Consider the following 19,126-nt stretch of genomic DNA (forward strand, 5'->3'; position numbering starts at 1 on the left):
GGTCGCGTTGGGGTGGGACGGAGGTGGGGCGGGGCGGGAGCGCCTACCCTCGTAGGAGTTCTCCGGCACTCTTCTGGAACCTTGGACCCGGCCCGTGGCAGGACGTTTCGCTCACCGGCCCACGCGTACGACCGTGCGCGGTGGGCATGTCGCCGTGCCTACCGGGCTCGACGGGCCCGGCAGTCCCGACGGTCCGAGTGGGGTTCCGCGGCAGGCGGTGCCGGGCGGAGCGACGGCTCCGGCTCCGGCTCCGGCTCCGGCTCCGGCTCCGGCTCCGGGGAAGGTACGTGTCTGGGTGCCGGGCGGGCCGTTCGACCTCGGGCTGGTGCTGGGGCCGTTGCGGCGCGGGCCGGGTGATCCGACGTTCCGGACGACGCCGGACGGGTCGGTGTGGCGGGCCAGTCTGACGCCCGCCGGGCCGGGAACGCTGCGGGTCGCCGCACGCGGCGGTCAGGTACGGGGCGAGGCCTGGGGACCCGGCGCGGAGTGGCTGCTGGAACAGTTGCCCGGCCTGCTGGGCGCCGACGACGATCCGGCCGCGTTCGCGCCACGGCACCGGCTGGTGGCGGTGACCCGGCACCGGCGGCCGGGGTTGCGGCTGACGCGGACGGGGCTGGTGCTGGACTCGCTGATTCCGTCGGTGCTCGAGCAGAAGGTCACGACGGTCGAGGCGTATCAGGCGTGGCGGTTGCTCGTGCGGAAGTACGGGGAGCCGGCGCCGGGGCCGGTGCCGGGGCGGATGTATGTGATGCCGGCGCCGCGGACCTGGGCGCTGATCCCGTCCTGGGACTGGCACCGGGCAGGGGTCGAGGACAAGCGGGCGGCCACCGTGCTGCGGGCCGTGCGGGTCGCCGGGCGGCTGGAGGAGGCGGTCCGGATGGAGCCCGCGGCGGCGCAGGCGCGGCTGGAGCTGGTGCCCGGGATCGGGCCGTGGACCTCGGCGGAGGTGGTGCAGCGCAGTCACGGGGCTCCGGATGCGGTGACCGTGGGGGATCTGCATCTGCCGGGGATCGTGGGGTGGGCGCTGGCAGGGGATCGGGGGGCCGATGATGCGGAGATGCTGCGCTTGCTGGAGCCGTACGCGGGACAGCGGCATCGGGCCGCGCGGTTGATTCTCCTGAGTGGGCGCGTGCCGCCGCGGAGGGCTCCGCGGATGGCGCGGGGGGACATCGGGCGGTTCTGAGCCCTCCGCTTCCTGAAAGGGGTTCTGCCGGGCCGGGGCTGTCTGCGGTGGGAGGGAGCCCGGTGCCGACGGGGTGACCGGCATCGGGGTGGGCGGTGCGGCCCGGCGCCGCCGGGTGCCGCCCGCGCCCACCCATGCCGCCCCTGGGGATACCTCCCAGGCCGTTCAGGCACTGAGGGAGGCACGACTGCCCGCGGCGGGGCGGCACGACCGCCCGCGGTGGGGCGGGCGGCGGGTCAGGTGTCCGAAGAGAAGCGGAGGGCGCCCGAGGGAATGTGGGCGTCGCACCAGACGCGGACGCCCGTGCGGAGTTCGTTGTCGGCGCCGACGATCGCGCCATCGCCTATGACCGTGCCGGTAAGGACCGAACGCCGGCCCACGCGGGCGCGGTTGCCGACAAGGGAGTCGGTGACGACCGCGCCGGGCTCGATCACCGCGCCCGGCAGGATCGTGCTGCCGAAGACCCGTGCGCCCCCGGCCACGGACGCGCCCTCCCCGACCACCGTCCCGCCGGACAGCTTGGCGTCCGCCGCCACCCGCGCCGTGGGCAGGACGAGGCGGTCACCGCACCGGCCGGGGACGGCAGGGGACGGTGCGCGCCCCAGCACAAGGTCCGCCGAGCCCCGTACGAAGGCCGCCGGGGTGCCCAGATCCAGCCAGTACGTCGAGTCGACCATGCCCTGCAGATGGGCTCCGCCCGCCAGCAGCTCCGGGAAGGTCTCCCGCTCCACCGAGACCGGGCGGCCCGCCGGGATCGTGTCGATGACCGAGCGGCGGAAGACGTACGCCCCCGCGTTGATCTGGTCGGTGACGATCTCCTCCGGGGTCTGGGGCTTCTCCAGGAACGCCAGGACCCGGCCCGTGCCGTCGGTGGGGACCAGACCGTACGCCCTCGGGTCCGTCACCTTCGTCAGATGGAGCGAGACGTCCGCCCCCGTCGACTCGTGGGTGCGCACCAGCGCGCGGATGTCCAGGCCGGTCAGGATGTCGCCGTTGAAGACGAGTACCGGGTCGTCCGGTCCCGAGTGCAGCCGGGAGGCCACGTTGCGGATCGCGCCGCCCGTGCCGAGGGGCTCCTCCTCGGTCACGTACTCGATGTGCAGCCCGAGGGCGGAGCCGTCCCCGAAGTACGGCTCGAACACCTCGGCCAGATAGGACGTGGCGAGCACGATGTGCTCCACCCCCGCCGCCCGCGCCCGTGCCAGCTGGTGCGTGAGAAACGGCACCCCCGCCGCCCTGACCATCGGCTTCGGTGTGTGCACCGTGAGCGGGCGCAGCCTCGTGCCCTTGCCGCCGACCAGGAGGATCGCTTCTGTCACCTGTCGTCTCTGCTTCCTGCCGGGACCGGCCGAACTGTCTGTCGGCCGGCCAGTGTATGCAGCCCGTTCCGTGTGCATGCCGACCGCTGCGCTGCACCGTCGAGGACCCTCCCGGGTGCCCCCGCATCCCTGTCCCCCGTCCCTGTCCTTGCCCCGTCCTGCCCCTGACCCCCAAGGGGTGTTCCTTCAGCTCCCCCCAAGGGGTGTTCCTTCAGCGTCCCTGGTAGCTCGCCGCGGTCGAGCGGGCCGTGCCGAGTTTGCCGTACAGCCGACGTCCCGGGCACTCCGTGGCGAAACCGTCACGGTGGCCGGAGATGACGTTCAGTCGTACGTTCCTGCCTTTTTGGTAGAGATTGCCACCGCCGGACTTCAGGTATGTCTTGGCCCGCGGATTCATGCCGAAGAGGCCGAGCTTCCACGCGGTGAGCCGGGCGATGCCCTTCAGCGCCTTGGAGGAGGGCTTCTTGGACGTGTGGGTGCCGAGAACTGCGATTCCCATGCTGTTGGTGTTGAACCCGAGGGTGTGTGCGCCCATGACCGGCCGTGCCACACCACCGGCCCGGCCCTCGTAGATCTTTCCGCACTTGTCGACGAGGAAGTTGTAGCCGATGTCCCGCCAGCCCATGCTGCTCACGTGGTAGCGGTAGATACCGCGGATGACGGAGGGGGCCTGCGTGCAGCTGTAGTTGTTGCCGGTGGCCGTGTGGTGCACGAACGCCGCCTTGACCTTCTTGGTGTAGACGAACCGCTTCTCGCGCAGCCGCTCGTCGGCGCCCCAGCCGAGGCGGGTGACGATGCCGGGCCGCGGTCCGATGTACGGCTTGACCTTCTGCTGCTGGACCGGCGGCTGCCCGGTCAGCGCGTCGACGCCCAGAGTGATCAGTTCGCTCTCGGTCTGGGCACGGTTCAGTTCCGGGATCTCGGTGGCTCCGAGGGGGGCGAGATCGGCGTTGACGGCGGACGCGGCCACGGCCTCGGCGGGCCCGGCGCTCAGGGTGCCGGTGCGGGGACCGCCAGGGGCACCGCCGACGGGGGCGTCTGCGGAGGCGTCTGCGGCATCGTCTGCGGAGGCGTCCGTGGGGGCGTCCGTGGGGGCGTCTGCGGGCGGCGGGTCGCCGTCGCCGGGGTCGACGAGTTCGAGGCGTAGGCCGGCGGGGAGGGGTGCCGTGGTGGCACGACTGCGCGCAGCCAGGTCGGTCTCGGCACGGACCCGGACCTCCACACCGTCCGACGCGCCCACCCACAGCGGTGCGGTGGCCCCGCGCACCCGGTCCGACGTGCGCTCGGCGGTACCCGGGTCGGCGGCGTGCTCGGCGTTGTGCGTCTGAAGGTCCTGCCAGTCGGACCAGGTGCCGGTGCCGGTGGTGCGGGTACGGACCTGGACGGTGCCGTGCAGTTCCCTCTCCGGGTCGTCCCACACCACTCCGACGAGGGAGAACTGCCGTACATCGCGGCGGGGCAGGCCCTGAACGGCGGCGCCGGGCGCCCGGTCGCGGGCGAGGGGCTGAAGGGGCAGCGACTGGGTGCTGCCGGGGACGTACGGCGCGGTCGGCACCGGGGCGGCGCCACCGATCGCGCTCGCGCCCCCGCCCGCGCTCCTTGGAGCGCTCCCGTTCGTGCCGGCGACCGCGGGCGGGGCGAGGGGGAGAACGAGCGCTGCCGCGCACATGGCGCCGATCGAGGAAGCAAGGAATCCACCCATGCTCCTGATCCTGGACATATTCATACAAATCTGTCCATCGGGAACTTGACGCTCCGCCAGGCCCGTTCGCCCGAACCGGTGGCGTCCCAAAGGCCCGCCCGCTCGGTGCACGCGGGTCGGCCCGCGTACGCTTGCGCGGGTGAATGCCAGTGACCGCACCCCTGCCGACCTGCTGAGTTCCGCGCTCGCCGCGGACCCGGGACGCCCCCTGGTGACCTTCTACGACGACGCCACCGGCGAACGGGTCGAACTGTCCGTGGCCACCTTCGCCAATTGGGTGGCCAAGACCGCGAATCTGCTCCAGGACGAACTGTCCGTCGAACCCGGGGACCGGGTCGCGCTGCTGCTGCCCGCGCACTGGCAGACCGCGGTGTGGCTGCTGGCGTGCGCGTCGGTGGGTGTCATCGCCGATGTGGCCGGGGATCCGGCGGCTGCCGACGTGGCCGTGAGCGGTCCGGAGCCGGAGTCGCTGCAGGCCGCCCGGGCCTGTTCCGGGGCGCGGATCGCGCTGGCGCTGCGGCCGCTCGGCGGGCGGTTCCCGCAGGTGCCGGAGGGCTTCACCGACTATGCAGTGGAGGTGCCGGGGCAGGGGGACCGGTTCGTGCCGTATGCGCCGGTGGACCCGGAGGAGCCCGGGCTGATCGTGGCCGGGCGGGAGTTCAGCGGTGCCGAGGTGGTCGAGCGGGCGCGTGCGGAGGCGCCGGAGCTGGGGCTCACGGGACCCGGCGCACGAATTCTGTCCGCGCTGCCCTACGACACGTGGGAGGGTCTCAACGCCGGGCTGTACGGGCCGTTGGCGACCGACGGCTCCGTGGTGCTGTGCCGGAACCTGGACCGGCTGCCGGGCGAGACGGTGGACCAGCGGATCGAGACGGAGCGGGTCACGGCCACGGCACGCTGACGAGGCGGACCCCGCCCCCTACGGCTCCCGCCCCCCGTCTCCGCCGCTCCCGCTCCCGCTCCCCCGTTCGGCCCATCCCCACCCGCCCATCCCCCCGTTTCCACGTCATTGTCGTAAGTGCGGCCGCCGCCGTGGGTGCGGCCGCGCGCATGCAGCACGGCACGCTCGTACGGCCTGAGGGGTGGTGCCAGACGTGGGCGACGACGGGTCAGGTGCGCCGCGGCCGGAAGGCCGCACCCTGGGGCCGGGTGCCGGGGCGGCTGCTTCCGGGAGCGGACTGCGCCGGCGGCGCCGGCGGCGACGGCTGGCCTGTGCCGGACTCGCCGTCACCGGTGTGCTGGCCGGTGCCGTGGGCGCCGGCTGGGCGGTGTACGCCAAGCTGGACGGGAACATCACCCCCGACGAGGCCGCCGCGGCCGAACTCGCCCGGTACGAGAACGAGCGGCCCACGGCCCTGGTCCGGGGCGCGCAGAACATCCTGCTGATCGGCTCCGACACCCGCTCGGGCGAGGAGAACGCCCGCTACGGCCGGGACCCGGGGACCGAGCGGTCGGACACCGTGATCCTGCTGCATCTGCCGGCGGGCCGCCGCAGCGCCACCGCGGTCTCCCTCCCCCGAGATCTGATGGTGCGGGTGCCGGGCTGCCGCCGTCCGGACGGCTCCCGCAGCGAGCCGGTGTTCGCACAGTTCAACTACGCCTTCGAGGCGGGTGGTTCGGCCTGCACGATCCGGACGGTGGAGAAACTCACCCGCATTCGCATCGACCATCACGTGGTCGTCGACTTCCACGGCTTCAAGAAGATGGTGGACGCGGTCGACGGCGTGGCGGTGTGCCTGACGGAACCGGTCCACGACGAGGCGGCCGAACTTCGGCTGCCCGCCGGTCGGGTGACGCTGAACGGGGAACAGGCCCTCGGCTATGTCCGGGCCCGCAAGTCGCTGGGCAACGGCAGCGACACCGGCCGGATGGAACGGCAGCAGCGCTTCCTCGCGGCACTCGTCAGCAAGGTGCAGAGCAATGACGTACTGCTGAATCCGGTGAAGCTGTACCCGTTGCTGGACGCCGCCACCTCGTCGCTCACCACCGACCCGGGACTGGCGAGTCTGCGCGGTTTGTACGCACTTGTGCGCGGTCTGCGCGACATTCCCACCGAAGATGTGCAATTCCTGACCGTTCCCCGGGAGCCGTACGTCGGGGACGTCAATCGCGACCAGCTCAGGGAGCCCGAGGCGGGGGAGTTGTTCACCCGGCTGCGGATGGATGAACCCGTAGTGGTCGACGAACGCGACGGTTCGCGCGATTCCGCCGGATACGGACCGTATGGATTCGACAACGGAACGTCCACCGAAAAGCGGGATGACACCGCACCCGGGGAGAGCGATTCTCCGGCGCCGACGTTCAGCGGGAACACCGCCGCCGAGGACGCCTGTGCGTAAAGGCGGTTCAAAGGCGGCGCACAGGAAGGCACTCCAGTCCGGGCAATTGGGCGGATTGCCCGGTTATAAGGTCCGTGGAATTTGTCACCAGCGTCGCCGGACGCTGAACTGGGCGGTTAGTGTGAGCGATCCGGTGCACCCGACGCCGACACCGTCGTCCCGCGGGTCGCGCACCGAGTGAGAGACCCGAGCGCCTTTGAGGGGGAAGGCGCCGCGCCCCGACGGAGGATTCGGACAACCGTGGACGCGCAAGGCCGTGGGCGGGGGGACAACATCGACCCCGCAGACCAGTGGGTACTCAATCCGCGCACCGGCGAATACGAACTGCGACTGAATCCTTCCGCTCCGCAGTCGGCGGTCCCCGGGCCCCGCGGAGCCGCCGGGGGCGGGAACACCCGGCGCGAGGCCGGGCACAGGTCCTCCGGGCCGGAGCCCTCCGGCCACGAGGTGCCGCCCCAGCGCAGGCGGCGCGGGGCCCCCGAGGAGCCGCCGCAGGGGCGGCGCGGCCGCCGCCCGGCCAAGAAGAAGCCGAAGGCGAAGAAGGTCCTGGCGTGGACCGGCGGCACCCTGGCGTTCATCGTCCTCGGCACGGCCGGTGCGGCCTACTTCTACCTGGAGCACCTCAGCGACAACATCACGGCCATCCCCGACGACGGCGCGGGCACCGGCGGCTTCCGCAAGGACGAGGCCATCAACATCCTGCTGATCGGCACCGACAAGCGCACCGGCGCCGGCAACGAGGGCTACGGCGACGCCGGCAGCGTCGGCCACGCCGACACCACCATCCTGCTGCACGTCAGCAAGGACAGGTCGAACGCCACCGCCCTCAGCATCCCCCGCGACCTCATCGTCGACATCCCCGACTGCCCCACCACACAGGACGACGGCACGAAAGAGGTCATCCCCGGCGCCACGGGCGTCCGCTTCAACACCAGCCTGGGGCAGGACGGCCGTACGCCCAGCTGCACGATGCGTACCGTCACCGAGCTGACCGGGGTGCAGCCGGACAACTTCATGGTCGCCGACTTCAACGCCGTCAAGACACTGACCTCGGCCGTGGGCGGCGTCGAGGTGTGTCTGGCCAAGGACATCGACGACCCGGACTCGCATCTGAAGCTGGCGGCCGGCGAGCACACCATCGAGGGCGAGCAGGCGCTCGCCTTCGTGCGCACCCGGCACTCCGTCGGGCTCGGCGGCGATCTGAGCCGGATCGAGATCCAGCAGCAGTTCCTGAGCTCGCTGATGCGCAAGCTGAAGTCCAACGACACGCTCACCAGCCCGTCGAAGATGCTGAAGCTGGCGGAGGCCGGCACCAAGGCGCTCACCGTCGACTCCACGCTCGACAGCATCGGCAAGCTCAAGGACCTCGGTCTGGAGCTGGGCAAGCTCAACACCAAGAACCTGACGTTCACCACGGTGCCGGTGATCGACAACCCCGCGGAGAAGGTCAAGGCGACGGTCGTGCTGGACGAGTCGAAGGCCCCGCAGGTCTTCGACATGATCAGGAGCGACGTCTCCTTCACCGAGGTCGAGGAGGAGAAGAAGAAGGAGCAGCAGAAGGAGGCCGCCGCCGTCGCCGCACGGCTCGAGGGCCCCAAGGCCGACGCCTCCGAAGTCCGCGTCCGCGTCCTCAACGGCGGCGCGTCCGACGGCAGCGCCCAGCGCGAACTGACCTGGCTGCAGACCGAGGCGGGCGTCACCAAGTCCGAGAACGCGGGCAACGCACCCGCGGAGATCGCCAGGACCACGCTGGAGTACGCCCCCGAGCAGGCCGACCAGGCCCGCCGCCTCGCCGAACTGCTAGGGCTGTCCGGCGCGGCGATGAAACCGGGCGAGAGCGTGACCAACGCCCAGGGGCTGCCGACCATGACGCTGACCCTGGGCAAGGACTTCAAGGGCGCCGGGGTGAAGCTCGACTCCTCCTCCGGCGACGCACCCGAGGGGGTGCAGAGGGCCACGGCGGACAAGGTCGAGTGCGCCAAGTGAGCTGACGGCCGCGCCCGGGGGGGCGTCCGGGGCCGGCCGGAAGGTATGGGCGGATTGCCCTGCAGTAGGAATGTCAGACGCGTCACCGAGATCGTTCGACGCCGAACCGGGCGGATAGTGTGAGCGCTTCAGTGCCCACCGCCGTGCGGTCCACCCGGGCGTCGTGCACTCGTTGACCAGACCGTGCGGAGGAATCGGACAACCGTGGACGCACAAGGCCGTGGGCGGGGGGACGGGGTCGACCCCGCAGACCAGTGGGTGCTCAATCCGCGCACCGGCGAGTACGAGCTCCGGCTCCCGCCCTCCGCGGCCGGGGGCACGTCCGGTTCCGCACGCGGGGCTGCACCGGAGACCGGGTCCGCACCCGGCTCCGTACCCCGGCCCCGGTCCGGCGGGCCGGGGCGTCCGGGCCGGGGAGACGCTTCCGGCGGTGCCGAGGGTTCCGGCGGGTCCGTCCCCGGGCAGCGCCGGTCCGCCGCCCAGGTCCCGTCCCAGCGACGGCGGCGCACCGAACCCGAGCCGCACCCGGGCCGGCGCGGGGGGCGCCGCCCGGCGCGGGCGAAGCAGCCGCCGAAGCGGTCCCGGGGCCGCCGGGCGCTGCTGTGGACCGGCGGTGCCACGGCGTTCGTCGTGCTCGTCGCGGGCGTCGGCGGCTACGCCTATCTCAAGCATCTCGAGGGCAACGTGTCGACGACGGACGTCGGCAGCGCGGGCGCGAGCAGCTTCCGCAAGGACGAGGCCTTCAACATCCTGCTGATCGGCACCGACAAGCGCACCGGCGCCGGCAACGAGGGCTACGGCGACGCCGGCAGCGTCGGCCACGCCGACACCACCATCCTGCTGCACGTCAGCAAGGACCGGTCGAACGCCACCGCCCTCAGCATCCCCCGCGACCTCATCGTCGACATCCCCGACTGCCCCACCGCACAGGACGACGGCACGACGGAGATCGTCCCGGGCACCGCGGGCGTCCGCTTCAACCGGAGCCTCGGGGAGGGCGGCCGGGACGCGGGCTGCACGATGCGGACGGTGCAGGAGGCCACCGGCATCCAGGTGGACCACTTCATGATGGCGGACTTCAACGCGGTCAAGACGCTGACCACGGCGGTGGACGGGGTGAAGGTCTGCCTCGAGCGCGCCGTCAAGGACGAGAAGTCGAAACTGGACCTGCCCGAGGGCGAGTCCGTCGTCCAGGGCGAGCAGGCCCTCGCGTTCGTCCGTACCCGCAAGAGCTTCGGCAACCAGAGCGACCTGGACCGCATCAAGGTGCAGCAGCAGTTCCTGGGTTCGCTGATGCGCAAGATGTCCTCCGGCGACACCCTGACCAGTCCCTCGAAGCTGCTGCGGCTCGCCGAGGCGGCCACCGAGGCGCTCACCGTCGACAAGGCGATCGGAAAGGTCGGCACGCTCAAGGACCTCGCCCTGGAGCTCAAGAAGGTGCCGACGAAGAACATCTCCTTCACCACGGTGCCGGTGAAGGACAACCCCGCCGAGAAGGTCCGGGCGACGGTCGTCCTGAACGAGGCGCAGGCGCCGCAGCTCTTCGAGGCGATCATCAACGACGTGTCGCTGACCGAGGTCGAGCGGGAGAAGAAGCAGGAGAAGGACGAGGAGGCCGCCGCCGTCGCCGCCCGGCTCGAGGGCCCCAAGGCCGACGCCTCCGAGATCCGGGTACGGGTCCTCAACGGCGGCGCCCCGAGCGGCAGCGCGCAGCAGGAACTGCAGTGGCTGCAGACCGAGGGCGGCGTCCCCAGGTCGGAGAACGCGGGCAACGCCCCCGAAAAGATCGCCAGGACCACCCTGGAGTACGCCCCCGACCAGGCGGACCAGGCCCGCGCGCTCGCCGCGCTCCTCGGGCTGCCCGGCGCGGCGATGAAGCCGGGCGAGAGCGTGACCAACGCCCAGGGGCTGCCGACGATGACACTGACCCTGGGCCCGGACTTCCGGGGCGCCGGGGTGCGGCTCGACGCGCCGGTGAAGGCACCGGAGGTGGAGAAGTCCACCGCCGACAAGGTGCAGTGCGCCGGCTGAGACGGCCGGCACAGCGCTGAGAGGACCGGCACAGTGGGGACATCCCGGACAGGGGGGTAACCCAACCGGCCTGTCGTGCGTCTGACAGGACGACCGGCAGGCCGGCTCCGGGCGGAGGCGGGGCGAGGGCGGGGGCCCGAGGGGCGGGGAAGGACAGGACGTGACGCGAAGCGGTGTACAGGAGGAGACGGCCTCCGCGGCGGTACGGGGCACCCCCGGCCCGGACGAGGCCGTCGCCCCCGGCGGAGGCGGCCCCACCGGAGGCGACCCCTCCGAGGCCAACGGTGCCGCGGGCGAAGGGGCCGCGGGCGCGGGAGCCGGAGGCGGGGCCACCGGGGACAGGGCCGCCAGACTCCGGCCGCCACGGCGCAGGCGGCGCGCGCTGCGCTGGACCGCCGTGGTCCTGTCCCTGCTGATACTCGGCACCGCCGGCGCGGGCTACGTCTACTACCAGCACCTGAACAGCAACATCCGGAAGGACGAGCTGAACCTCGGCGACAACAAGGTCGCCAAGCCGACCCCGAACGCCGCGGGCCAGACCCCGCTGAACATCCTCGTCATCGGCTCGGACGCCCGGGACACCGAGGAGAACCAGGAACTCGGCGGCGCCCGGGAGACGTTCGGCTCCACCCCGCTGGCGGATGTGCAGATGCTGGTCCATCTCTCCGCCGACCGCACCAACATGTCGGTCGTCAGCATGCCCCGCGACACCCTCGTGCCGATCCCCAGGTGCACCGACCCCGACGACGGCAAGGTGTACCCGGCGAGCAACGGCCGGACGATGACCAACCAGAGCCTCGGCCACGGCGGACCCGGCTGCACGGTGGCCACCTGGCAGGAGCTGACCGGTATCCACATCGACCACTTCGTCATGGTCGACTTCGCCGGCGTGGTCTCGATGGCGGACGCCATCGGCGGCGTCCCGGTGTGCGTGGACGCCAACATCCACTCCCGGGACGCTCAGGGCCACGGCTCCGGTCTGAAACTGGAGGAGGGCACGCACGACGTCAAGGGCGAGCAGGCGCTGCAGTGGCTGCGCACCCGGTACGGCTTCGAGGACGGCAGCGACCTCGCCCGCGCCAAGGCCCAGCACATGTACATGAGCGCGATGGTGCGCCGACTGCGCGAGAACGCCACCCTGAGCAGCCCCAACAAGCTGCGCCGGCTCGCCGAGGAGGCGACGCGGGCGCTCACCGTCGACCCGGGCCTGGACACCGTCAAGAAGCTGTACGACCTCAGCACCGAGCTGCGCAAGGTGGAGCCGGAGCGCATCACCATGACCACGATGCCCAACCGCTATGTCGGCGCACGCGTCGAACCCACCGAGGAGGCCGAGCAGCTGTTCCGGCTGGTGCGCGAGGACATCCCGCTGGACGGCAAGGGTGCGAACGAGAAGCAGCAGGCGCCGGAGAAGGCCTCGCTGGACCCGGCCGCGCCCGACGCCGAGATCGCGGTGCAGGTGCGCAACGCCACCCGGACCGACACCCTGGCCGCCGTGCCCGGACGCGCCAGCACGGTCGCCGGGCTGCTCGCCGAGCAGGGCTTCGCCCAGGCGGTCGCCGACCAGGCCCGGGCCCGGGGCGAGGAACGCACGGTCGTCCGCTATCCGAGCGCCGACCTGGAGGGCGACGCCCAGCGGATCGCGAAGGCCCTCGGCATCCCGCTGAGTTCGGTGCAGCGGTCCACGGAGGTCTCCGGGGTCACGCTCGTCGTCGGCGCGGACTGGCGCGAGGGCACGGCGTACCAGGTGCCCGAGCGGGACGACAGCACGCCCGAGTCGGCCGACGCGCTCAACGGCGCCGACGACAGCGCCTGCATGCACGTGGACCCGGCGTTCGCCTGGTCCTGACGGGCACTCAGCGGACGTCCGCGGCCCCCGCGTCGGCGTCGGCACCCGGACGCCGCACCGCCGGGCGCCTGCTGGCGATCACCTTGCGGGCCAGCGACCGCGGGCTGGTCAGGAAGCCCCAGCCCCAGGACATGTGCATGGTCGCCAGCGCCACCGGGATCTGCAGCCGCGCCTTCACCGGCAGCCCCTTGCCGGCCGGCACCGACCCGGCGGCGATCGCGGCCAGGTAGCCGCCCGGGACCACCAGTGCCCACGGCGTGAGCACCGCGCCCACCACGACCCCGGCCGCTATCGCGCACACCGCCGTCGGCGGGGCGAGGTAGCGCAGGTTGATGGAACCGGAGTGGTAGCGGGCGACGACATGCCGCCAGCGGCCGTAGTCCTTGTACTGCCTGGCCAGCGCCGGCACGCTCGGCCGGGGCCGGTACGACACCCTCAGCTCCGGCGAGAACCAGATCAGCCCGCCTGCCTCGCGGATGCGGAAGTTCAGCTCCCAGTCCTGGGCGCGGATGAACTCCTCGTTGTACCCGCCCTGCTGCTCCAGCGCCTCGCGGCGGAACACTCCGAGGTAGACGGTCTCGGCCGGGCCCGCCTGCCCTCCGGTGTGGAAGGCCGCGTTGCCGACGCCGATCTTCGAGGTCATCGCGGCGGCGACCGCGTGCTCCCAGTCGTTCTCGCCCTCGGCGTGCATGATGCCGCCCACGTTCTGCGCGCCGGTCTCCTCCAGGAGCCGTACGGCGGTGGCGATGTAGTCCGGCGACAGCATGCCGTGGCCGTCGACCCGGACGACGACCGGATGCCGCGACGCCTTGATCGCGGCGTTCAGCGCGGCCGGGGTGCGCCCGGTCGGGTTGGGCACGGTGTGCACCCGCGGGTCCTCGCGGACGAGTGCGGCGGCGATCTCGTCCGTGCGGTCCGTGGAAGGACCGAGGGCGATCACGACCTCCATCTCGCCGGCGTACTCCTGGGCGAGGATGGCGCGGACGGCGCCGCGCAGATGCCGCTCCTCGTTGAGCACGGGCATGATCACGGAAACGGCGGGGGTTCGCACGTCGGACTTGGCGTTCATCGGTGCTCACGTTACCGCGAACGGGGGACACCGGTGCGCGCCGCGGGGGCCACTGCCCCGGGCAGCAGATCGTATCGGCCTACGGTGCTCAGGGTTCCCATGTCCGGCCCTGAAGGCCCTACGGGCCCGTCCCCGCGGAGGTGTCCCCCTTGCCCACGCCACCCCGCTCCCCCGCTCCCCGGGTCCCGGCGGCGCCCGCGCGGGGCGGGCCCGCGGCACAGCGGCGGCGCCCGCGGCCCCCCGGGCGCCGGCCCGGACGGCCCAGGCGCCCCCGCTGGGTCACCCGGGCGGTGACGGCGCTGTCCGTGGTGGTACTGGCCTCGGCCGGGATCGGGCACGCGGTGCTGTCCACCCTGGACACGGACATCGCCCGGGTGGACGCCTTCAAGGACATGAAGAACCGTCCGCAGGCCGGCGACGGCATGAACGTCCTGCTGGTCGGCACCGACGGCCGGGACGAGGTCTCCGCGGAGCAGCGGAGGAAGTACCGGCTCGGCGGCGCGCCCTGCCGCTGCACCGACACGATCATGATCGTGCACATCTCGGAGGGCCGGGACCGCGCCAGCGTGGTCAGCCTGCCCCGCGACTCGTACGCCATGACGCCCGACCACACCGACCTGACCACCGGCAAGCGGCACGGCGGGCATCCCCTGAAGCTGAACGCCGCGTACGCCGAGGGCGGACCGCAGCTGACCATCCGCACCGTCGAGAACATGACCCGGGTGAAGATCGACCACTATCTGGAGGTCGACTTCACCAGCTTCATGAAGACCGTGGACGTCCTCGGCGGAGTGCGGATCTGCACCGCCGAGCCGCTCAAGGACAGCCACACCGGCCTCGACCTGCCGGCCGGAGCCCACACCCTCCGGGGCGGCGAGGCCCTGCAGTACGTGCGCGCCCGGCATGTCGACGGCGCCGCCGACCTGAGCCGGATGAAGCGCCAGCAGCACTTCCTGGCGGCGCTCGTCGACCGGGCGACCTCCTCCGGGATCCTGCTCAACCCGATGAAGTTCCGGGACATCACCCGCGCCGTGCTCGGCTCGGTCCGCGCCGACCGGGGCTTCGGCACCGACGAACTGCTGGCTCTGGGCCGGGCCATGCGGAACTTCTCCCCGTCCTCCTCCGAGTTCACCACCGTGCCCATCGGGCAGATGGGGTACGCCGTCAAGGGCGTCGGCTCCACCCTGAAATGGGACCCGGTCAAGTCCGAGCGGCTGTTCGACGCCCTGCGCGAGGACCGGCCGCTGGCCACCCACCCGCCCCGGTCCGGGAAACCGCGGCAGCCGGTACCGGTCGACCCGGAGCAGATCCGCGTCCAGGTCGAGAACGGCACCCGCACCGCGGGGCTCGGCCGGCGCATCGACAAGGCCCTCGCGGCGACCGGGTTCCGCACCACCGGGACCCCGGTGAACGCGGCGGCCCCCTCGGTGGAGCGGACCGTCATCGCCTACGACCCCCGCTGGGACCGCTCGGCCCGGTCCCTGGCCGCCGCGCTGCCGGGCAGCGAGCTGCGGGCGGTCAAGGGCCAGGGCGCCACGCTGAAGGTGATCGCGGGCGCCGACTTCACGGAGGTCCGCAAGGTGCGGCCGCAGGAGCCCCCGCGCGAGCCGGGCGAGGTGGTGCGGGGCGACGAGGTGGTCTGCGGCAGGGAGTGACGGACGCGGGCGGTGCCCGCAGGGCTCAGTTGCCCGAGACGGTGACCTTCTCGTCGTTCTTCAGCTGGCTCACCAGCTGCTTCACCTTGGCGGTGTCCCACTGCAGGTTGCCGTTGCCGGTGCTGCCCGAGATCGGCATGTTCATGGAGGTGCCGTCGCCGCCGCTGACGCCCTTCATCGCCCAGAACATGTCGGCCAGGTCGAACAGGCCCATGTCCTTGTCGACGATCAGCGAGTCGAGGCCCGCGCCCATGGTCGGGTACAGCCTGAACGGGTTGAGCACCGTGGACGGGGTGGCCACCTGGCTCGCCAGGGCCGACAGGAACTTCTGCTGGTTCTTCGTCCGGTCCAGGTCGGAGCCGGCCAGCGCGTACCGGGTGCGGACGAAGGCCAGCGCCTCCTGGCCGTCCAGGGTCTGCCTGCCCTTCTTCAGGTCGGCGCCGGACTTGGTGTCCTTGATGTCCTGCGGGATGTCCATCTCGACGCCGCCGACCGCGTCCACGATGTTGGCGAAACCGGCGAAGCCGATCTCCACGTAGTGGTCGATGCGCAGCCCGGTGTTGAACTCGACCGTGCGCACCAGCAGCTCGGGGCCGTCCTCGGCGTAGGCGGCGTTCAGCTTCACCTGGCGGCCGGTGCCCTGGTAGGTCTTGCCCGAATCGGAGCCGACGAAGGTCGGGATCTCCACGTTGGAGTCGCGGGGCAGGGAGATCAGCGTGGCGCCGTTGTCACCGGTGTGCAGGATCATCATCGAGTCGGTGCGCTTGCCCTCGGCGGAGCCGGTGCGCAGGTCCTTCTTCTGCTGGTCGGTCAGGCCCTCGCGGCTGTCGGAGCCGACGATCAGGTAGTTGGTGCCCTTGCCCGCCTCCGGCCGGTCGATGACCTTGGACAGGTCGACCTCGCGATTGAGCTTGGAGTCGGCCCAGAAGTACGTCCCGACGGTCGTGACGAGCAGCACCGTCACCAGCGTGATCGCCGTCACCTTGATCCGGCGCCGCCAGTCCGGGGCGGGCCGCGGGCCGCCGGGGCCGGGACCCGGCCCGGGCCCGGCGGGGCCCCGGCCGCCGGGGCTGCCGTAGACCTGGCCGGTGTTGTACCCGCTGTCGTACCCGCCGTGGCCCTCGTGACCGTCGTGACCGTCGACATACGACGGCTGCTGCGGCACCCCGCCGTACGGCGGTGCCGCGGGGCGGCCCGGGCCGGGCGCTCCGGGGCCGCGGCGGACCTGACGCATCACGCGGGCGCTCTCCGGCCGTGCGCTCGCGCTGCCGCGTCCGTACCCGCCGCCTCGGTTGTCACCGGACCATCCCTCGGGCCATTCGTTCATGCGCACCAGTGTGCAGGTCGCCGCCGGGCGCCATACAAGACTCGTCGGAAAATCAGGTCACCGCTGTTGCGAACCTGACACAAATCGCACACCTGTCACCGCGGCATAGGGTGGGGGCCATGACAGACCAGGCACACCAGGCCTCGGCCACCGAGTCGGGCACCCCGGAGATCCCGGGCAAGCCGACCTCGGCCTCCCGCACCACCCTCAGCCACATCATGACCCACAGCGACACCAACCTGCTGGGCACGGTGCACGGCGGGGTCATCATGAAACTGGTCGACGACGCGGCCGGCGCCGTCGCCGGCCGCCACTCCGGCGGCCCCGCCGTCACCGCCTCCATGGACGAGATGGCGTTCCTCGAACCGGTCCGGGTCGGCGACCTGGTCCATGTGAAGGCCCAGGTCAACTGGACCGGCCGGACCTCGATGGAGGTCGGCGTCCGGGTCCTGGCCGAGCGCTGGAACGAGTCCACCCCGGCCACCCAGGTCGGCTCGGCGTACCTGGTCTTCGCCGCGGTCGACGCCGACGGCAAGCCGCGCCAGCTTCCTCCGGTCCTCCCCGAGACGGAACGGGACAAGCGCCGCTACCAGGAGGCCCAGATCCGCCGCACCCACCGCCTGGCCCGCCGCCGCGCCATCAAGGACCTGCGGCGGCAGCGCGCAGCGGAGGGCTTCGAGGACTGACCGAGACGGGCGGCATGGGGGTCATCTCCTGACCTACTTCCTCCCTACGGTCGACGGGTACCGAGCACCTCGCGCACCTTCGTGCATCCGCTCCGAACGGCTTCCGCCGACATGCGGCCCTGACCGAGGTGTGTGACAACGGGCACAAGCCCCGGTCACCCCCGTAGCAAGTCAGGAGCCCCCGTGCCCTTCGCCCCGTGCATCAGCGTGTCCGACACGGCCGCCAGCCTCGCCTTCTACCGGAAGCTGGGCTTCGACGCCGACTCCAGCACCGCCCGCCCCGGCGACGACATCCACATGCTGCTGTACAAGGGGGAGTTCTGCGCCATGATCTACCGCAACGCGGACCTCAGGCAGTGGCTCCCCGTCCTCGCGGACCAGCCGATCGGCTTCGCCGGCATGTTCTACCTCGCCGTCGACGACCTCGACGGCGTCTACGAGCACGCCTCCCGGCACGCCGAGGTCGTCAGGGAGATGACCACCGAGGAGACCGGTCAGCGCATGTTCTACCTCCGCGACCCCGACGGCTACGTCATCGGCTTCAACGACAAGGCCGCCCTCCAGGCGAGCGAGATGGGCAAGTACGCCGAGTAGGCGCGCGGGTCAGCGGCCCGGTCGAGGCCCGCCTGGCCGCCCGGAGACCGGCGTACGCCTCCGTCAGGCGCCCTCCACGTGCGGTACGCCCATCAACTGGTGCAGCGCCTTGAGGTCGATGACGATGATCGGCGTGGTCAGGCGGCTGCCGAACTCGACCAGGGCCGTTTCGATGCCGAGCAGCGCGGCCGTCAGTCTGGCGCGGCCGATGAGCCCGGCCCGCACGGCGGTCTGGCTGATCAGCGCCCGCATGGCGCCGAGGGCCCCGGCCAGCTTCGCGGCCGCCTCCCGGCCGTTGAGGGGAAGCTGCCGGATCGAGTTGAGCACGGGCTGAAGCGCCGGCTGGGTGGAGGGGATCGGGCGTGGTTCGATACCCCGGGCGGTCAGCTGCGCGGACATGGCGTTCATCTGGTTGGTGACCAGGGCCTGCGAGGTGCGGCCGATCTCGGGACCGAGGCCGCCCTGCCCCAGGACGACACCCTGCAGGCGGGTGGGACCGGTCTGCCGGAGCACGGTTGCCGCGTTCTCCGTCTCCTTGACGATCCTCAAGTAGTTGTCCGCGAGCCTGAGGACGGGGTCACACAGCATACGGACGCGCACGCCGACCGCGGGTCCCACGCCCTGCAGACGATTCAGTGCCAACTCGACCGCGTCGCGGTTGCCCTGGATGTTCCGGGCCGTGTTCAGCACGTCCCCCAGGTGGTTGAACCCACCGGGGCCGATGACCCCGCCCTGGGCCTCGAACAACGCGGCCTCGTGCGAGCCCTGGTAGATGCCGTGCATGGCACCGCGCGAGGAGTTGAAGAGCGCCAGCAGGGCCTGGGAGAGCTCCAGGATGAGTTCTTCGGTGGGATCCACGGCCTGCGCTCCTACTCCGCGAAGATCGACTGTACGAGGGTCTGCAGCTCTGCGTCGTCCAGCACGGGGTCCGCTTCGACCGGTGGCTCCTCCTCGACCGGCCGGTGGGACAGCAGCAGGGCGAACATCGTGATGGTGCGCAACTCGTCGAGCACCCCCGCCGTCTGCTGTTCGAGCGCCGTGATCGCCTGTGCTCCGGGATCCACCCGGCCGTCGACGATCCCCGTCACAGCGGACTGGAACTCCTCGATCGCCGCGATGGTGAGAGGGCCGACGAGTCCGTCGAGGGCCAGCACCGTCCGACCGCGCTCGGTTCGGAAGACGTTGAGCAGCGCCTGGACGTACTGCACTTCGCGGCGCAGATTCGTACCGTCCTGGCCGACCGGCTGGCTGATGGGCATGATGCGGACTCCAAGCAGGCTCGACGGGTCGTCCGTCCGGCAGAATGACAGCCGCTCTCCGCACACCGGGACGCACGCCCCGGATGGCCTCCCTGATTCCCTCCGGCCGGAGTACACCTGTCGTACC

15 protein-coding genes are annotated in these 19,126 nt (G+C 71.9%); 9 read left to right on the forward strand and 6 right to left on the reverse strand.

The features are described 5' to 3' along the window. Positions 1-94 precede the first annotated feature (94 nt). Complete coding sequence (locus V5O46_RS05195; protein WP_408648906.1) at positions 95-1,183, forward strand: DNA-3-methyladenine glycosylase family protein; 1,089 nt, start codon at positions 95-97, stop codon at positions 1,181-1,183. Positions 1,184-1,419: 236 nt separating this feature from the next. On the opposite strand, the gene manB is transcribed toward V5O46_RS05195, so the two are convergent. Next, the gene (gene manB / locus V5O46_RS05200) at positions 1,420-2,502 is read right to left on the reverse strand and encodes a mannose-1-phosphate guanylyltransferase (protein ID WP_332883235.1); all 1,083 of its coding nucleotides are present in this window, start codon (positions 2,500-2,502) and stop codon (positions 1,420-1,422) included. 211 nt (positions 2,503-2,713) lie between these two features. Further along, positions 2,714-4,204, reverse strand: a complete 1,491-nt coding sequence (locus tag V5O46_RS05205; protein WP_332883236.1) for a peptidoglycan recognition protein family protein — start codon at positions 4,202-4,204, stop codon at positions 2,714-2,716. Between the two features lie 139 nt (positions 4,205-4,343). Here V5O46_RS05205 and V5O46_RS05210 point away from each other — a divergent pair, with 139 nt between their 5' ends. The 5 genes from V5O46_RS05210 to V5O46_RS05230 all read left to right on the forward strand — a co-directional run bounded on the left by V5O46_RS05210 (position 4,344) and on the right by V5O46_RS05230 (position 12,409). Next, positions 4,344-5,105, forward strand: a complete 762-nt coding sequence (locus tag V5O46_RS05210) for a TIGR03089 family protein (protein WP_332883237.1) — start codon at positions 4,344-4,346, stop codon at positions 5,103-5,105. Positions 5,106-5,298: 193 nt separating this feature from the next. Then, positions 5,299-6,543 carry an LCP family protein gene (locus V5O46_RS05215; RefSeq protein ID WP_332883238.1) on the forward strand — a complete coding sequence of 415 codons (1,245 nt, stop codon included), beginning with the start codon at positions 5,299-5,301 and terminating at the stop codon, positions 6,541-6,543. A gap of 240 nt (positions 6,544-6,783) precedes the next feature. After that, positions 6,784-8,529, forward strand: a complete 1,746-nt coding sequence (locus V5O46_RS05220) for an LCP family protein (protein ID WP_332883239.1) — start codon at positions 6,784-6,786, stop codon at positions 8,527-8,529. A 204-nt stretch (positions 8,530-8,733) separates the two neighbouring features. Then, positions 8,734-10,560, forward strand: a complete 1,827-nt coding sequence (locus tag V5O46_RS05225) for an LCP family protein (protein ID WP_332883240.1) — start codon at positions 8,734-8,736, stop codon at positions 10,558-10,560. Positions 10,561-10,720: 160 nt separating this feature from the next. Continuing rightward, a complete protein-coding gene (locus V5O46_RS05230; RefSeq protein ID WP_332883241.1) occupies positions 10,721-12,409 on the forward strand; it encodes an LCP family protein in 1,689 nt (562 codons plus the stop codon). A 7-nt stretch (positions 12,410-12,416) separates the two neighbouring features. Here the strand turns inward: V5O46_RS05230 and V5O46_RS05235 are convergent, their stop codons facing one another. Further along, positions 12,417-13,478: a glycosyltransferase family 2 protein gene (locus tag V5O46_RS05235; RefSeq protein ID WP_332883242.1), complete on the reverse strand. Its 1,062-nt coding sequence runs from the start codon at positions 13,476-13,478 to the stop codon at positions 12,417-12,419. A 149-nt stretch (positions 13,479-13,627) separates the two neighbouring features. Between V5O46_RS05235 and V5O46_RS05240 the strand changes: the two genes are divergently transcribed. Then, the gene (locus tag V5O46_RS05240) at positions 13,628-15,133 is read left to right on the forward strand and encodes an LCP family protein (RefSeq protein ID WP_456300713.1); all 1,506 of its coding nucleotides are present in this window, start codon (positions 13,628-13,630) and stop codon (positions 15,131-15,133) included. 25 nt (positions 15,134-15,158) lie between these two features. On the opposite strand, the gene V5O46_RS05245 is transcribed toward V5O46_RS05240, so the two are convergent. Further along, positions 15,159-16,460 carry an LCP family protein gene (locus V5O46_RS05245; RefSeq protein WP_332883244.1) on the reverse strand — a complete coding sequence of 434 codons (1,302 nt, stop codon included), beginning with the start codon at positions 16,458-16,460 and terminating at the stop codon, positions 15,159-15,161. A gap of 119 nt (positions 16,461-16,579) precedes the next feature. Here V5O46_RS05245 and V5O46_RS05250 point away from each other — a divergent pair, with 119 nt between their 5' ends. Then, the gene (locus tag V5O46_RS05250) at positions 16,580-17,146 is read left to right on the forward strand and encodes an acyl-CoA thioesterase (protein WP_332883245.1); all 567 of its coding nucleotides are present in this window, start codon (positions 16,580-16,582) and stop codon (positions 17,144-17,146) included. A 183-nt stretch (positions 17,147-17,329) separates the two neighbouring features. Next, positions 17,330-17,740, forward strand: a complete 411-nt coding sequence (locus tag V5O46_RS05255; RefSeq protein ID WP_332883246.1) for a VOC family protein — start codon at positions 17,330-17,332, stop codon at positions 17,738-17,740. A 63-nt stretch (positions 17,741-17,803) separates the two neighbouring features. Here the strand turns inward: V5O46_RS05255 and V5O46_RS05260 are convergent, their stop codons facing one another. Together V5O46_RS05260 and V5O46_RS05265 are read right to left on the reverse strand one after the other, a co-directional pair. Next, complete coding sequence (locus V5O46_RS05260) at positions 17,804-18,598, reverse strand: hypothetical protein (protein ID WP_332883247.1); 795 nt, start codon at positions 18,596-18,598, stop codon at positions 17,804-17,806. A gap of 11 nt (positions 18,599-18,609) precedes the next feature. Further along, positions 18,610-18,999, reverse strand: coding sequence for a peptidoglycan-binding domain-containing protein (locus V5O46_RS05265; protein ID WP_332883248.1), 390 nt, complete (start codon positions 18,997-18,999; stop codon positions 18,610-18,612). Between the last annotated feature and the right edge of the window lie 127 nt (positions 19,000-19,126).

The sequence above is a fragment of the Streptomyces poriticola genome, from assembly GCF_036689765.1.
GTDB lineage: Bacteria > Actinomycetota > Actinomycetes > Streptomycetales > Streptomycetaceae > Streptomyces > Streptomyces poriticola.

What these genes read in the sequence shown, in the direction of transcription:
- V5O46_RS05205 (WP_332883236.1), bottom strand. Translation starts at nt 4,204, where the DNA reads ATGGGTGGATTCCTTGCTTCCTCGATCGGCGCCATGTGCGCGGCAGCG.
- V5O46_RS05235 (WP_332883242.1), bottom strand. Translation starts at nt 13,478, where the DNA reads ATGAACGCCAAGTCCGACGTGCGAACCCCCGCCGTTTCCGTGATCATG.
- V5O46_RS05245 (WP_332883244.1), bottom strand. Translation starts at nt 16,460, where the DNA reads ATGAACGAATGGCCCGAGGGATGGTCCGGTGACAACCGAGGCGGCGGG.
- V5O46_RS05250 (WP_332883245.1), top strand. Translation starts at nt 16,580, where the DNA reads ATGACAGACCAGGCACACCAGGCCTCGGCCACCGAGTCGGGCACCCCG.
- V5O46_RS05265 (WP_332883248.1), bottom strand. Translation starts at nt 18,999, where the DNA reads ATGCCCATCAGCCAGCCGGTCGGCCAGGACGGTACGAATCTGCGCCGC.